The sequence below is a fragment of the Paenibacillus sp. FSL R5-0810 genome (assembly GCF_038002285.1).
Lineage (GTDB): Bacteria > Bacillota > Bacilli > Paenibacillales > Paenibacillaceae > Paenibacillus_AQ > Paenibacillus_AQ lactis.
Genome location: NZ_JBBOCF010000001.1, coordinates 2,606,019 through 2,620,763 on the forward strand (window position 1 = coordinate 2,606,019; position 14,745 = coordinate 2,620,763).

Below are 14,745 nucleotides of genomic sequence, written 5' to 3' on the forward strand. Positions count from 1 at the left end.
TTAGTGGTCCTGCCTTCTCACCGGTTCTAGCTTGCGGAACAGAAAGGACTCATCCTTTAGAAACGCCTGAATATAGGCCAAGGCGTACGGCTGTTCAGCCCGCATGCCTTCCCACTCCAGCGGATTGGGAGCGTGGTGACTATAGTTCTCCATCATCGTCATGATAAAAAAGCACTCCAATTTCCTCACTTCATCCTGGCGCACTTCGCGGGCTTCATCATATGCCCGGAGCAAATCCCGTCGCTGTTCGGGCCCCAGTGCGAGCAGGATTGCTGCCGTATCGTACAGAAAATATCCAGAGCCGCATCTTCCGAAGTCGATCGGACGAGGGTCATCCTCGTCGAATACGATATTTCCAATGTGCAGATCGGCATGGATCAGTCCATAGCTATGCCTGTCCTTCTTCATCCCTGCCAGCTCTGTTTGGATCTTTACTGCAGCTTGTCCATACAAACGCCAATCCGGCTCCGTTAAAAAGCTGCAGTAGTATCGCGAGAGTCTGGTCATTGCCATGTCAAAGCTTTGTCTCCCCCAGTGCGGCCGGATAAAACCGGATGGAGGAACGAACTGCTCTCCAGCTTGATGAAGGCTGCCAAGCAATTTACCGATATTATGCACCTGCCGATCCGTGAGCCTCCCTTCAGCAGGTTGCCCATCAACCCATTTCATCAGCGTTATATATGAAGAGGCATTGCCATCGTCCGTACGAAGCTCTATCACGGTTTCTCCGTTTCGGTCAGGAACGCCTGAGGGTGCGTGTATGCCCTCGACTCCTTGTAATGCTTCGAGAAAGAGCAGCTCCGACTGGATCTCCGCTTGGCTTCGCTCATCCAAGTGGATCCGCAATAGATGCTTGTCCTCCCCTGCCGTACGAATACGGTAGGTTGCATGCTCGGAAAATCCGATAAACTCCACATCGGCGCCTTCCAATTCATAATGCTTGCACGCGGACCCTGCCAGCTTCTGAGCCTGGTCCAGTAAAGCTGCCCGTGTTTCTTCCGCCCCCACTTTTATATCATGCTCCATATCTACACCTCTTCGTCCCGGTTCTTCATCATCGATTCTAACCGGCCAACCATGCCCAGGGATATGCAGCAAATGAGTTGAACCAATGTAAACACAAAAAAGCCACATTAGAACGTGGATCTAATGTGACTTGCGCTTACTTGTTGTTTTTGGTATAAACGATTTTCTTGATCGAATCGCACGACAAGCAATATTGTGAGGACAGATCGTCGATGGAAGCACCCTCCGTGAATTTCCGGCGGATTTCCTCGTTCCTATTTTTCAAATAGGCCCTGCTTCCGGAGTTCTCTCCCCATTTCTTCCGCAGCCCCTCGGGCTTCGGGATGTACACCATCTTGCCTTGCACATATTTCTGCACTTCCTTCAACAGCTCCTCAGGAAGTATAATATCCGCGTTTATATATTTCATGGCATCCTTGCTCCTTAAAATGTAAATTCGAAATTTTAAGGATGCAAAGTCCACGTGATAAACGGCCTCTTTTCACCAAGAGGAAATCAGGCGGTAACCATCTTCTCGCTCCATGCAAACAACCGCCGTTGTTCATCAAATAGACTTTGCATAGAGCACACTGTCAACTTCTTCATATTTGGCCCCTCCCTTCAAGATAATGGAATTCCGACAGGTTACGTTCATTATAGCGAAATCCGTGCCCGAAGTACACATGAGTGATTGAGACGGCTTGCTCGGGATCAACACATGTGCCATGCATGGTTCATGAAACGAATGTGGCGGCTCTTTCAAGAAATTGTACTTCCACCCCCAATAATGCATCGATTACCCGCACAAAATCAGAACCACCCGTCAAACGGGTGGTTTGCTCTTGGGGTATAACCCCTTGTTGCCAAACTGCGCCTAAAGACGCTAGCCTGACAATAAAATTGTTCAGGCTCAGTGTAATTTGTCACTTTCACTTACCAGTTAAACTGGTTTACTTCTTCTTGCTACTGTTTTTGCTGAATGGGTCTTCATACTCTTTCACACTCAGTTTATCAATTGCCTGGTCGTGTGCTTCTTGCTCACGGATATATTTGGCCACGGTGGCTTCATTCAAGCCCACTGTGCTGACGTAGTATCCCTCCGCCCAAAATTTTCGATTACCATATTTATACTTCAAGGTAGCGTGCTTCTCGAATATCATGAGTGAGCTTTTCCCCTTCAGGTATCCCATAAATGATGATACTGAGATTTTTGGGGGAATTGCTACCAACATATGTACATGATCGGGCATCATGTGGCCTTCGATTATCTCCACTCCCTTGTATTTGCATAATCGTTTGAAAATTTCGATTAAGTCTTTCCTCACTTGATTATAAATCTCTTTCCGTCTATACTTCGGGGTGAACACAATGTGGTACTTGCACATCCACTTCGTGTGAGCTAAACTATAGCTCTTGTTTGCCATCTAAGACCATTCCTTTCATTATTGAGCCTGAACATCTCAATTTTATCGGAATGGTCTTGTTGGTCAAACCCTCGATCCCTCCACCCGCATAGCGGGTGGTTTTTTGTTTCGCACGCTTCGCGAGCTCAACTGGCTAAAGCCATAAACAAAAACAGCACGCCTCTAAGGACGTGCTGCTTGTCTATCTTCCGATATTTCTGAATTTCTGCGTATAGGCTTTAGCATCCTGGGCCGTGCGCACGCGATTGCGGCTCCATTCCAGCAGAATCCGGTCGATGTAGCGGAAATGCAGCTTTCCGGCAAACACCGCTTCCTTCAAGGCCAGCAGGATCAGCTCATCCGGATAACGGTCCGCATCCACCCACCCGGAGATCGTCTCGAGTTCCATCGGAGACAGCGGGCGGCCGAACTCCTTCTCGAAAATGGTGAACAGATTGCGCTCTTCCTTCTCCGGAACCGTCCGGGCTCCTGCGGGATCCATCGGCGCGGACCCTCCCCGGCCCGAGAGCGGGGACTGGGGTTTGATACGGTCCGGCTGAGGGGTCATATCCTCTTCGGCCATGCAATCCGCCAGCTTCTTGTACAACCCGTTCAGGTTGTACCGCTCATAATGGATTCCTTGCGCTCCGTCGACGTACTCATCGATACCGAGCAGCCCATCCTTCATGAGCCGCTGCAGGCTGGGCGCGATCGACGCGGCCGGAATGCCGGTTACATCCGACAGCTCCTCCAGGGACGGAAATGCCTTGAATTCGACCTGCTGAAATCCGATCAAATGGATCAGCAGCATCGCCTCCCGGTCCGTCAGGCCCAGCTTCCGGTAGTGGCGAAGGAGCGAATACGGAATAATCGCCATGCCCTGGCTCATTCCCGCTGCCGCGCCATCGGCCCACGATCCCCGGTTGCCTCCGGCGTTGCCGTGATCCATAGACTCACCTCTCACGGCTTATGGATACAACCGATACAATGTTCTTGGGAACGGAATCGTTTCACGCACATGATCCAGACCGCAGATCCAGGCTACCGTCCGCTCCAGTCCAAGCCCGAAGCCGGAATGTGGAACCGTTCCGTATTTACGCAGATCCATATACCACTGATAGGTGTCCATCGACAGGTCATGCTCCTTGAAACGCTCTTCCAGCAGCTGCGGATCGTCGATCCGCTGCGAACCGCCGATGATCTCGCCATAGCCTTCCGGGGCGATCATGTCCGCGCACAGCACGACTTCCGGACGGTTCGGATCCGGCTTCATGTAGAAGGCCTTGATGCCGGCCGGATAATGCGTAATAAAGACCGGCTTATCGTATTTTTCGGCAATGGCCGTCTCATGCGGCGCGCCGAAATCCTCACCCCAAGGAATATCGAAGCCTTGCGTGTGCAGGAATTCGATGGCCTCGTCATACGTAATCCGCGGGAACGGAGCCTGGATCGCTTCCAGCTTGGAAATATCGCGGCCGATCGCCTCCAGCTCCTGGCGGCAGTTTTTAACGACCGATTGCACGACATGAGCGATGAACTGCTCCTGTACCTTCAGACTCTCCTCGTGATCCGTGAAGGCCATTTCCGGCTCGATCATCCAGAACTCGATCAGGTGACGGCGGGTTTTGGATTTCTCTGCCCGGAATGTCGGACCGAAGGAATAGACCTTGCCGAGCGCCATGGCGGCCGCTTCCATGTACAGCTGTCCGCTTTGCGTCAGGTAGGCATCCTCGTCGAAATACTTCGTATGGAACAGGTTCGTCGTTCCTTCCGCGGATGTCGGCGTCAAAATCGGCGGATCCACCAGCGTAAATCCGTTCGTATCAAAGTACTCCTGAATCGCACGGATAATTTCCGAGCGGATGACCATAATCGCGCGCTGCTTCTGCGTACGAAGCCACAAATGGCGATGATCCATCAGGAAATCGACGCCGTGTTCTTTAGGCGTAATCGGATAATTCTCTGTCAGATGGATGATTTCGATGCCCGTTACCGTCATCTCATAACCGGATTGGCTGCGGGGCTCCTCGCGGATCACGCCCGTTACATAGAGCGAGCTCTCCTGCGTCAGGCTTTTTGCATCATTCCATACCTGCTCGGACACTTCATTCTTAACGACTACGCCTTGAATATATCCGGTACCGTCCCGAAGCTGCAGGAATTGAATCTTGCCGCTGGAACGCTTGTTGTTAATCCAGGCGCCGATGGTTACCGTCTCACCGACATGCTGGCTGACGTGACGAATCACACTTTTGGTGGCCATGCTAAAATCTCTCCCTTTATCACTGCGAATTAACGGTATAAAGCTTGTACGATACGATGCGTATCCCGAGCGATAACCAATTCCTCATTGGTAGGAATGACAAGCACCTCGACCTTTGAATTCGCCGTTGAAATGCGGCGAGGCTCGCCGGAACGAATGCTGTTCAGCTCCTCATCCAATTCTACGCCGAGATAGGTAAGCTGCTCAAGCACCTTTTTGCGGAGGACGATCGAGTTTTCCCCTACGCCTGCCGTAAATACGATGACATCCACGCCGTTCATTGCCGCAGCGTAGGACCCGATATATTTACGGAGCCGGTACTCGTACATGTTGAATGCCAGAGTCGTATTCGGCTCGCCTTTTTCCATGCCTTCCGTAATTTCGCGCATATCGCTGCTGATTCCGGAAATCGCGAGCAAACCGCTGTGCTTGTTCAGCATCGAGTTCACTTCATTGACGGTAAGCTCTTCCTTATTCATGACAAAAGGAACGATGGCAGGATCCAGGTCGCCGCTGCGCGTCCCCATCATCAAGCCTTCAAGCGGCGTCATCCCCATCGATGTATCGACCGACTTCCCGCCGTCTACGGCAGTCAGCGAAGCCCCGTTGCCAATGTGGCAGGTAATGATCTTGAGCTCCTCGATCGGACGGTTCAGAAACTCGGCTGCCGCTTGGCTGACATAAGCATGGGACGTACCGTGCGCACCGTAACGACGTACTTTATATTTATTATAAAGAACTCTCGGGATAGCGTACAGGTATGATTTTTCCGGCATCGTCTGATGGAAGGCGGTATCGAACACAACGACCTGCGGTACGCCCGGCATATTCGTTTCCGCTGCGCGGATCCCCATCATGGAAGCGGGATTATGAAGCGGAGCCAGGTCGAAGAGGCGGCGGATTTCCGCCTTGACTTCGCTGTCCACCAGGGCCGATTCCTTGAAGGACTCGCCGCCGTGGACGACCCGATGGCCGACGGCCTGAATGCTGTCGATGGATTCGATGACGCCATGCTCTTCATTCGTCAGCATGCCGAGCACTTTGCGGATCGCGGTCGTATGCTCCAATATTTCACTGACCTCGGTCACTTCCTGTTTCCCGGTCGGCTTATGGGTCAGAATCGAGGAATCCATCCCGATCCGCTCCACCAGGCCTTTGGCCAGCACGGATTCATCCGTCATGTTATACAGCTGATATTTAAGCGAGGAACTGCCCGCGTTAATTACGAGAATATTCATATCCGGTCACCATCCTTGTCGTACTTGAAAAAGCCCTCGCCGGTCTTCACGCCAAGCTGTCCGGCACGCACCATCTTCTTAAGCACGATGGACGGACGGTATTTCAGCTCGCCGTATTCGCGGAACATGCGTTCCAGCGCGGCAAGAATGGAGTCAAGACCGAAACGGTCCGCCATCTCGAGCGGCCCGTGCTGGAAGTTGTAGCCGATTCGCATCGCGTCGTCGATATCCTCCGCGGACGCAACGCCTTCCTGTAGCAGATGCAGCGCTTCGTTGATCATCAGCGTAATCATGCGCGTCGTTACGAAGCCCGGAGATTCATAGACCATGATGCCCTTCTTGTCAGCCACTTCCTCGACAAAACGCTTCGTTTCGGTAAACGTCTGTTCGGACGTTTTCAAGCCGCGAATAATTTCAACGAGATCCACCTTGGATACGGGATGAATAAAGTGCATGCCAATAACACGCTCCGGATATTTCGTGGAGCTGGCAAGCTCCGTCAAGCTGAGCGTGGATGTATTGCTCGCCAAGATGACATTGCTCGGACATACTTGGTCAAGCTGTTCAAATACTTCTTTTTTTGCATCCAAATCTTCTATAATCGTCTCGATGACCATATCGCAGGTGCCAAGCTCCTTGATATGCGTCACTTTCTGAATCCGGCTAAGTATAAGTTTCTTCTCCGCCTGCGTGATGCCCCATTTCTCCAGCTGTTTATCCAGACTGGTTTCGATCATGCGGTATGAATAGTCCAATCTCTCTGGAGATTTCTCAACGAGCAGCACGTCGAGCCCTTTGGCGGCGAGCATTTCCGCAATGCCCTGCCCCATCGTACCGCCGCCGACAACGCCGATTTTTTTGAAGTACATGGTTTCTACTCCACCCTTTCCTTATCTCTATACAGTATTGTACCCCTATTTGTCGAAAAATGCATTTTTAGAGGTTGTCCAAAAAATTAAAAAACCGACTTTTTGAACATGCATTTTTAGAGCACAAAATATAATAATATCTTAGCATGAGAAAAAAGTAAAAAAAAATAACCAGCATAACAAATTATGCTGGTAAAAGCGCGTTTTCACGAAATTGACAACGAAATTGCTCTCCGGACAAAATTTCCTCTTTCATCAGGATGTCAAGCGAATTGTCGAATATCGCCCGATTCCGTTCCAACAGGCCTTTCGTCCGGGACATGAGCTCTTCTAGGATCATATTGTTCTCCCGCATCAATTCCTCGGTCGTAACCATATTCATGTTGATGATGCCAAGCGAGGTTAAACCGGATTTCATCATCGTCTCCACAATGTTAAGCGATTGCTCAAAGTCATTGCTGGAGCCGGTGCTCCGTCCGCCGTAATAGATTTCTTCCGCGGCGGCTCCGCCAAGCGCGATCATAATCTGCTCTTCCAGGAACGATTTCGTATAGAGATACTGCTCCTGCTGCGGATTGTGACGCACATAGCCAAGAGCTTTGCCGCGGGGGCTGAGCGCCACCTGCTTCACGCTGCCGGGGCGTACGAGCTCCGCCATAATGGCATGACCCAGCTCATGGATCGCTACCCGCTTCTTCTCTTCGATATTGGATTCGCGGTCTGACCGCTCACCCATCATGACCTTATCGATGGCCATGGACAGATGGCGCTGGTGAATGAATTGCTCATTCTCGCGCATCGTGTAAATCGCCGCTTCGTTCATGACGCTTTCCAGCTGGGCGCCCGAGAAGCCGTACGCTTCCTCGGCGATTTTCTCAAGGTCCACATCCTCATGCAGCGGTTTGTTGGCCGCATGCAGTCTTAGAATATGGGCTCGTCCCTTCTTATCCGGCAGATCCACCTGAATATGGCGGTCAAATCTTCCCGGACGAAGCAGGGCGCTATCCAGCATCTCCTTGCGGTTCGTGGCGGCGATGACGAGAATACGCGGCGCCTCGGTCGAATAGATCCCATCCATTTCGGTCAGCAGCTGGTTCAGCGTCTGATCATATTCGCGCTGCTGCCCGCCTTCACGCTTCCCGCCGATGACGTCGATCTCATCGATAAAGATAATTGCGCTCTGTTTATTCTCCTTCTCGGCCCGGGTGCGGGCATCCTTAAACAAATCCCGGATGCGTCCGGCTCCGACGCCGACGTACATTTCAACGAATTCGCTGCCCGATGCAGCCACGAATACGGAATTGGTGTAATGGGCGGCCGCTCTGGCCATGAGCGTCTTCCCCGTCCCCGGAGGACCGGTGAGAAGAATGCCCTTGAGCGGACGGATTCCGAATTTCTTGATATCTTCATGACGGATCAGAAAATCAAGCGCCTCCCGAAGCTCCTGCTTGGCATTGTCCTGCCCGCCGATCTCCTCAAAGGTCAGCTTCGAGGGGCCCGCTTTCTTGCGTTTGCGTTCATTTCCTGCTCCGACGGCGATCCCGCCTCTCATCTTCGCGATGAACAGCAATCCGCCTACGAGAGCAACCGCGATGATAACCGGCACGATATTCACCCCGATAAAAGCCAGGAATACCAGCAATACCGGGACAAAGCCGATCGCTACTTCTTTCGTCCATTTAGGCATGGCTCCACACCTCCATTGTTCCGGGCTGACGCGGCAAGATGATGAATTTACCAGACTTTCCATCCGACAGGCTGATGTAGACATTGTTGTCGTCGATCGTCGCTTTTGCGCTCAGATTCGGCGTACCGGCGGCCAGCCGATCCAGGGATTTCTGGATGTTGGTGTATTGCTTGTTATCCATTGCCTCCGCAACAGACAGCATCGCCTTTTCCCACCACTCATCCAACGCCTCCGAGGAGTGGTCCTCGACTTGAATTTTAAGCTCCCGGCTGCCGATCACGGATTTGCCTTCACGCTTGATGTGCTGAACCAAGCCCTGCAAATTCGTGTCCGGAGCCAAATCGAGTTTCAAAGATACGGCATCCTGTTTAATATCTATATGAGAACTTTTCACGCCTTCATATTGAGAAACAACATCGGCCAGCGGACTCTGGACGGCGAAACGCTGATATAGAAACCATCCGCCGAAGAGCACCAATGCCGAAATGACAACCGTCAGCATGATAGGGACAATGCGCAGTTTCATGAAGTGCCTCCTTCAGTAGTAGTAATTTGTAGATTAGAATAAATCACATTTATATACAGTATCATATGCTATGACTAATAGATCGTTTTCTGTCTAATGAGTACAACAATGAGTATATCACATAATCTATACTTTTTCATGCCTTCCTGTGAAAATATTAAGAACAGTTTTTCCATATTTTTCAGACAGCGCTTACAAACCCAAAACAAAGAGGCTTCCTTGTACAATCGCGTACAAGAAAGCCTCTTTCCTGTATAACTGATTTATTGATTGGGAAGAATAATGTCCTCTCCGATCGCCTGTCCGTCCTGGAAGCGATAGAAGCGATAACCTAATTGGCCCTGATTCTCATATTGGAGCTGCCATGTATACTCGCCTTCATACATGACGGGGAGCAGCCGCTTGATCACAGCACCCGGCATCTCATTGCGAATCTGCTCGCGCATCTGCTCCTCGGACAATCCGCTGCTGAGCAGCACGGCCTGAACCGCATCCTTGCCTTCAACAGGAAGATTATCATCCGTAAACTTCACCCAGACCATGATCTGCTGCTGGTCCTGATTCGTTCCCGTGATGACCCAATAATTGTTGTTCTCGCCCCATACCGACTTGTAGGTCTTATCCTTCGTCACCAGGCCGCCATGCTGGCGAGCGGCTTGCACCGCCAGGCTCTCCTCATTCCACGTGTCCTTCATGACATAGGAATAGTACAGCTGCACGCATAGCAGCGCCAGCAGCAGCCCGGATATACTAAGCAAAATCCACTTTGTTCTCTTTTTCAAACCGTCTGATCCTCCCCCTTAATCTGACCTAAAGGGTCGAAAGACGCTCGAATGAACGCTGGGCTTCACGGCGGATCCGTTCCTCATCCAGCGTGAGGCAGGAGCCGTGCTTAACCACCTGCTTGCCGTCAACCCATACATGCTCCACATCCTTGGCGGAGGCCGAGTAAATTGAATGCGAAATGTAGTCCGTGCGCGGCAGGAAATGCGCTTGATCGGTATCCAGTGCGATCATGTCCGCCTTCATCCCGACGGCCAATCTGCCTACGTTATCAAGAAATGCCGACCGTGCTCCATACTCGGTTCCCATTCGAAGCGCTTCGGCTGCCGGAATAGCCGTCGGATCGCCGCTGACGCCCTTGTGGATAAGGGCGGCCAGGCGCATTTCTTCGAACATGTCCAGGTTGTTATTGCTCGCTGGTCCATCGGTTCCAAGGGACACTGTCACACCTGCTTTCAACAGCTCGGGAACACGCGCAACACCGCTGGCCAGCTTCAGGTTGCTGCCGGGGTTATGGGATACCGCGACATCATGCTTAGCCAATATTTCAATCTCTTCGTCCGTCAAATGCACCGCATGCGCAACCAGCGTCGGACGCGAGAACACGCCGAGCTTCTCCAGATGGGCCACCGGACGCTGTCCGTAGTCATTCACATTCTGCTGCACTTCGGCTGCCGTTTCGGACATATGGGTATGAATCGGCAGATTCAAATCATGCGCCGCTTGAACGAATTTCTCAATGAAGTCTGGCGGGCAGGTGTAAGGCGCATGCGGCGAAATCATCGTCGTAATCCGGCCCTCCGCCTGACCGTGCCAGTCCTTTGCAAAGGCAATCGCCTCATCCAGCTTCTGCTTCTGTACTTCCGGAGGACACAGCCCGATGACGCCTCTTGTCAGCACTCCCCGCATTCCGGAGTCTTGGACAACCTTGGCGACCTGATCCATATGGTCATACATGTCAACGAAGGTTGTCGTACCGCCCTTCAGCATCTCGAGCACCGAGAGCGAAGTGCCCCAAAATACATCGTCGGCCGTAAACTTCGCTTCCATCGGCCACATTTTCTCCTGCAGCCAAACTTGCAGGGCCAGATCATCGCCAAAGCCGCGAAGCAGCGACATGGCTGCATGTCCATGCGTGTTGACCAGCCCTGGAAGGAATAACAGATGCGTTCCGTCCATCACCTGGGTTTCTGCATCGACCTGAGGCTCCTCTTCTCCCAAATACGTGATGCGGTCGTCCTCCACAACCATATACCCGCGGAGAACCGGCTGTCCTTCCTGAAGCACGGCAAATGTTCCGTTCTTAACCATCCACTTCGTTGTCATGCTGCGCATCCTCCTTCCCATTGTCCAAATAGTAAGCCAGACTTTGCAGATCCGTCGTAAAATCCGCGGTGTGAATGCGGATATGAGGCGGCGCCTTCAGAATCGTCGGGGCAAAATTCAAAATCGCCTCGATTCCGGCGTTGATCAGCTGATTGGCTACGTTTTGCGCTTCAAAATCCGGTACCGTAATGATCCCGATTCGAATGCCGTATTCCTGGACCGTCTTGTCCAGCTCTTCCATCGGCTGCACCGTCAAGTTATTGATCTTCAGCCCGATTTTCGGAGGGTACGAATCGAAAATCGCCACAATCTTCATATTATCTTTCAGAAACGCGTTGTAATTGGATAGCGCATGTCCGAGATTGCCCGCACCCACCAGCGCAACGTTGATCTTCTGGTCCAGCTTCAAGATTTGGCGGATTTTCTCAATGAGATAGGAGACATCATACCCGATGCCCTTCCGGCCGAAATCCCCGAAATAGGCCAAATCCTTGCGGATTTGGGCCGGGTTCAGGTCGAGCTTCTGCCCAAGCTCCTGTGAGGAGACGGTGGACACCTCCCGCTTATGAAGCTCATTCAAATAGCGCAAATAGACTGGCAATCTGCGGACTACGGCCTCTGAAATTTTATCCGATTTCATGCATGCTCCCCCTATTAATAGGATGATAGTTCATCGCTTCCAATATAAAGCCTTGCTCCCCTTTAGGTTCACTCTTTTTCATTCTCCCTTTCCTCAAGCCACTGCGCAATACGGGGGACGATCCCCTCGGTCGGCATATGCTCCATTTTCGGTCCGGGCAGGGAATACAAGAAGTATTTTCCATAATACGATTCGATTACCCGGGTATCGTAGACGATCACGATTCCCTTATCGTGGGCGGTCCGAACAAGCCGCCCGAAGCCCTGCTTGAAGCGGATGACCGCTTGCGGCACCGACAGCTTCATGAACGGGTTCTTCTTCTGCTGCTGCAGCAGCTCGCTCTTCGCCTCGACCAGCGGATGGTTGGGCGGCTGGAACGGCAGCCGGACAATCGCCAGGCAGGTCAGCGCTTCTCCGGGAATGTCAACGCCCTCCCAGAAGGAGCTGGTCCCGAGCAGAACCGACGCGCTGCTATCCTGGAACCGGCGTATCAGCTTCGTACGGCTCGTACCATCCATTCCCTGACCAAGCACCGTAATTTCGCTGGCAGCCAGCGCTTCCTTCAGCGGCTCGTGCACCTGACGAAGCATCCGGTACGACGTAAACAGGACGAGCATACGACCTTGGGTAGCTATTGCCGCTTCAGAGAGCGACTTCACGAGCGTATCCACAAATACCGCATCCCCCACGGAGCCCTTCACGCTTGGAAAATCCCGCGGAATGACAAGAAGCGCCTGCTCCCTGTAATTGAACGGGGACGGCAGCTGAACCGTGTTCAGATTCCCTGCGTCCGCCGCCTCCTGGAGCCCTAGATTATCGATCATGAATTGAAACGATTTATCGACCGACAGCGTCGCCGATGTCAGAATCACGCTCCGCTTCTTGTCAAAAAACAATTCCTTCAAATGCTTGCTCACATCAACGGGCACGGCGTAGAGCTGCAGCGACTTGCTGCGGAAATTGCCGTTGGCCTCCATCCAGTATACGGTGCCTTCGTCATTCAGGGCCATGAAGGACCGCAAATCCTCGCGATGCGCAGCCAGATCCTTAAACAAGCCCGACAGGTCAGTCAGCAGGCTGTCCGCACTGTAATCGTCAAGCTCTTCCTTCATCTCGGCGATCAGCTTGTCTCCCTTGCGAACGACGTCTCCCAGCGTCACGTGAATCTGCTGTTCCAGCTCGGCGAGCGCTCCCCAATCCTTCGGCTTCTTCGCAGGCGAGAGCCGCAGCGTGTATTGCCCGGCATCTCCAGGAGAAGCATCGCCGCGTTCCGGAAGCAGGCCGAACAGCTGGTCGCTGAGTCGGTCCCAAGTTTCTTTCACCGTGATCAGATCAGGATAGATCCGGTCGATGACCGCCGACCATTCCCCGGATTTCTCATGGGGAGAAGCCTGGAGCAGCTGCCGCAGCGCAGGGAGCTGCCCGCTTCGGCTGTCCTTGTATAGACGCGTCAATGTATGAACCACCGTAAAATATTTCATCTGCAGCCCGAGATGCTTGCCGGCCACATCCTCCAAATGATGGGCTTCGTCGATGACGAGCCGCTCGTAGCTCGGAAGCAGCTGGTGGTTCGCTTTTACATCGGTAAACAGCTTGGAATGATTCGTGATGACAACATCCGCAATGCCGGCCTCATGCTTCGCCCGATGGTAGTAGCACTTGCGGAACCACGGGCAGCCTCGTCCAAGGCATGAATCGGAATCGCTGGCGATCGTTTCCCAGAAATCGCCTCCGCGGCCGCCGAGATTCAGCTCCTCATCATCGCCGCTTTCGGTCTGTGTGAGCCATACCAGCATTTGGGCCGCCGTAATGACGTCCTCCTTCGGCGAATGAAAATCTCTCCTATTTATTTTATGTTCAAATTTTCTCAAACACAAATAATGACCTCTTCCCTTAAAGATGGCTGCTTTAAAAGGGAACGGCACTACCTGGGTAAGCAGAGGAATGTCGCGGTCTCGAAGCTGTTCCTGCAGGTTGATCGTATGCGTGCTGACCATCACCTTCTGCTCCTGCTTGACGCTTTGGTAAATGGACGGGAGCAAATATCCGAGCGATTTTCCAGTACCGGTGCCGGCTTCGATCAACAGATGCTTGTCCTCATCAAGCGCCTGCATCACTTCCTGGAACATGATGTCCTGCGCATCCCGGCTCTCATATTGTGGAAGCACTTCCTTCAAACGTCTCCGAACCTCATCCATATACTCATCAAAGCTCATGTTCGCCAGCGGATTGGGCTCCGCTTCATCGCGGACCGGAGCGATGTCCGTCCAATCCTCAACGCCTAATGCGAATTGGCGGTAGTAGGTATGAACGCTGCCATCCTGGACGGCCTGCATCTCGCGCTCCACACGGATGCCATCAAAGAACCAGGCCAAATCGCTGTCCTCTTCCGCAAACAGATCGCTCAGCCGCTGGATGGTCAGCAGAGGAAGCTCATCGATCTCCTCCAGGCATTTCAGCAGCACATTCGCTGTGGCAAGCGCATCGCTGTCCGCTTGGTGCGGACGGTCATGCTCGAGGCCGAAATGCGAGGAAACCATGCCGAGCTGATAAGATGGCAGCGAGGGGAAGCATATTTTCAAAAAGTGCATCGTATCTAAAATCCGGCCGCTGAACGGTAAATAACCGCAGCGATCCAGCGCGTTTTGCAAAAAGTTAAAATCGAAAGCCACATTGTGCCCGACCAGAACCACATCGTCCAGCATGGGCACGAGCTCCATCATCATTTCCTCCAAAGACGGCGCATCGGCTACATCGCTGTCGGAAATTCCGGTCAGACCGGTAATAAACGGAGGAATCGGAATCCCGGGATTGACGTACGTGCCGTACACGCGGGAGATGCCCCGATCCTCTTCGATGATGACCAGCCCGACCTGGATAATTTCATCGGCAGACTGGTTGCCCGTGGTTTCAAAATCCAATACGGCAAATTTCATTTCGTTAAAATCCCTTTCTTCCAGACTAATTAACAGCATACCAGAAGTTGCGGCTTTTGAACATTCCGG

Annotated in this window: 13 protein-coding genes; all 13 read right to left on the minus strand. The window is 52.4% G+C overall.

The window, feature by feature from the left end:
- The 13 genes from MKX76_RS11725 to dinG all read right to left on the minus strand — a co-directional run bounded on the left by MKX76_RS11725 (position 1) and on the right by dinG (position 14,676).
- Complete coding sequence (locus tag MKX76_RS11725; protein WP_341033803.1) at positions 1 to 1,026, minus strand: phosphotransferase enzyme family protein; 1,026 nt, start codon at positions 1,024 to 1,026, stop codon at positions 1 to 3.
- 136 nt (positions 1,027 to 1,162) lie between these two features.
- The gene (locus tag MKX76_RS11730; RefSeq protein WP_007129871.1) at positions 1,163 to 1,435 is read right to left on the minus strand and encodes a CD3324 family protein; all 273 of its coding nucleotides are present in this window, start codon (positions 1,433 to 1,435) and stop codon (positions 1,163 to 1,165) included.
- Between the two features lie 520 nt (positions 1,436 to 1,955).
- Positions 1,956 to 2,429: an IS200/IS605 family transposase gene (gene tnpA / locus MKX76_RS11735; RefSeq protein WP_213613863.1), complete on the minus strand. Its 474-nt coding sequence runs from the start codon at positions 2,427 to 2,429 to the stop codon at positions 1,956 to 1,958.
- Between the two features lie 181 nt (positions 2,430 to 2,610).
- Entirely contained in the window at positions 2,611 to 3,357 is a 747-nt protein-coding gene (locus MKX76_RS11740) for a DnaD domain-containing protein (RefSeq protein WP_007129870.1), read from the minus strand.
- An 18-nt stretch (positions 3,358 to 3,375) separates the two neighbouring features.
- Positions 3,376 to 4,671: an asparagine--tRNA ligase gene (asnS, locus tag MKX76_RS11745; protein ID WP_341033804.1), complete on the minus strand. Its 1,296-nt coding sequence runs from the start codon at positions 4,669 to 4,671 to the stop codon at positions 3,376 to 3,378.
- Between the two features lie 29 nt (positions 4,672 to 4,700).
- Positions 4,701 to 5,909 (minus strand): acetate/propionate family kinase, encoded by a 1,209-nt coding sequence (locus tag MKX76_RS11750; RefSeq protein ID WP_341033805.1) that lies wholly within the window; start codon positions 5,907 to 5,909, stop codon positions 4,701 to 4,703.
- Positions 5,906 to 6,778, minus strand: a complete 873-nt coding sequence (locus MKX76_RS11755; RefSeq protein ID WP_007129867.1) for a 3-hydroxyacyl-CoA dehydrogenase family protein — start codon at positions 6,776 to 6,778, stop codon at positions 5,906 to 5,908. Before MKX76_RS11755 ends, MKX76_RS11750 begins: the two co-directional genes overlap by 4 nt.
- Positions 6,779 to 6,962: 184 nt before the next feature.
- The gene (locus MKX76_RS11760) at positions 6,963 to 8,465 is read right to left on the minus strand and encodes an AAA family ATPase (RefSeq protein ID WP_007129866.1); all 1,503 of its coding nucleotides are present in this window, start codon (positions 8,463 to 8,465) and stop codon (positions 6,963 to 6,965) included.
- Positions 8,458 to 8,991 carry a hypothetical protein gene (locus MKX76_RS11765; RefSeq protein ID WP_007129865.1) on the minus strand — a complete coding sequence of 178 codons (534 nt, stop codon included), beginning with the start codon at positions 8,989 to 8,991 and terminating at the stop codon, positions 8,458 to 8,460. Before MKX76_RS11765 ends, MKX76_RS11760 begins: the two co-directional genes overlap by 8 nt.
- Before the next feature lie 263 nt (positions 8,992 to 9,254).
- Positions 9,255 to 9,773 (minus strand): cell wall elongation regulator TseB-like domain-containing protein, encoded by a 519-nt coding sequence (locus tag MKX76_RS11770; protein ID WP_213615191.1) that lies wholly within the window; start codon positions 9,771 to 9,773, stop codon positions 9,255 to 9,257.
- Positions 9,774 to 9,801: 28 nt separating this feature from the next.
- Positions 9,802 to 11,100, minus strand: a complete 1,299-nt coding sequence (locus MKX76_RS11775) for an amidohydrolase (protein WP_341033806.1) — start codon at positions 11,098 to 11,100, stop codon at positions 9,802 to 9,804.
- On the minus strand, positions 11,078 to 11,740 hold the full coding sequence (locus tag MKX76_RS11780) for a redox-sensing transcriptional repressor Rex (protein ID WP_007129862.1): 663 nt from the start codon (positions 11,738 to 11,740) through the stop codon (positions 11,078 to 11,080). The genes MKX76_RS11775 and MKX76_RS11780 overlap by 23 nt, the downstream gene beginning before the upstream one ends.
- A 68-nt stretch (positions 11,741 to 11,808) precedes the next feature.
- Positions 11,809 to 14,676: an ATP-dependent DNA helicase DinG gene (gene dinG, locus MKX76_RS11785; protein WP_341033807.1), complete on the minus strand. Its 2,868-nt coding sequence runs from the start codon at positions 14,674 to 14,676 to the stop codon at positions 11,809 to 11,811.
- Positions 14,677 to 14,745 lie beyond the last annotated feature (69 nt).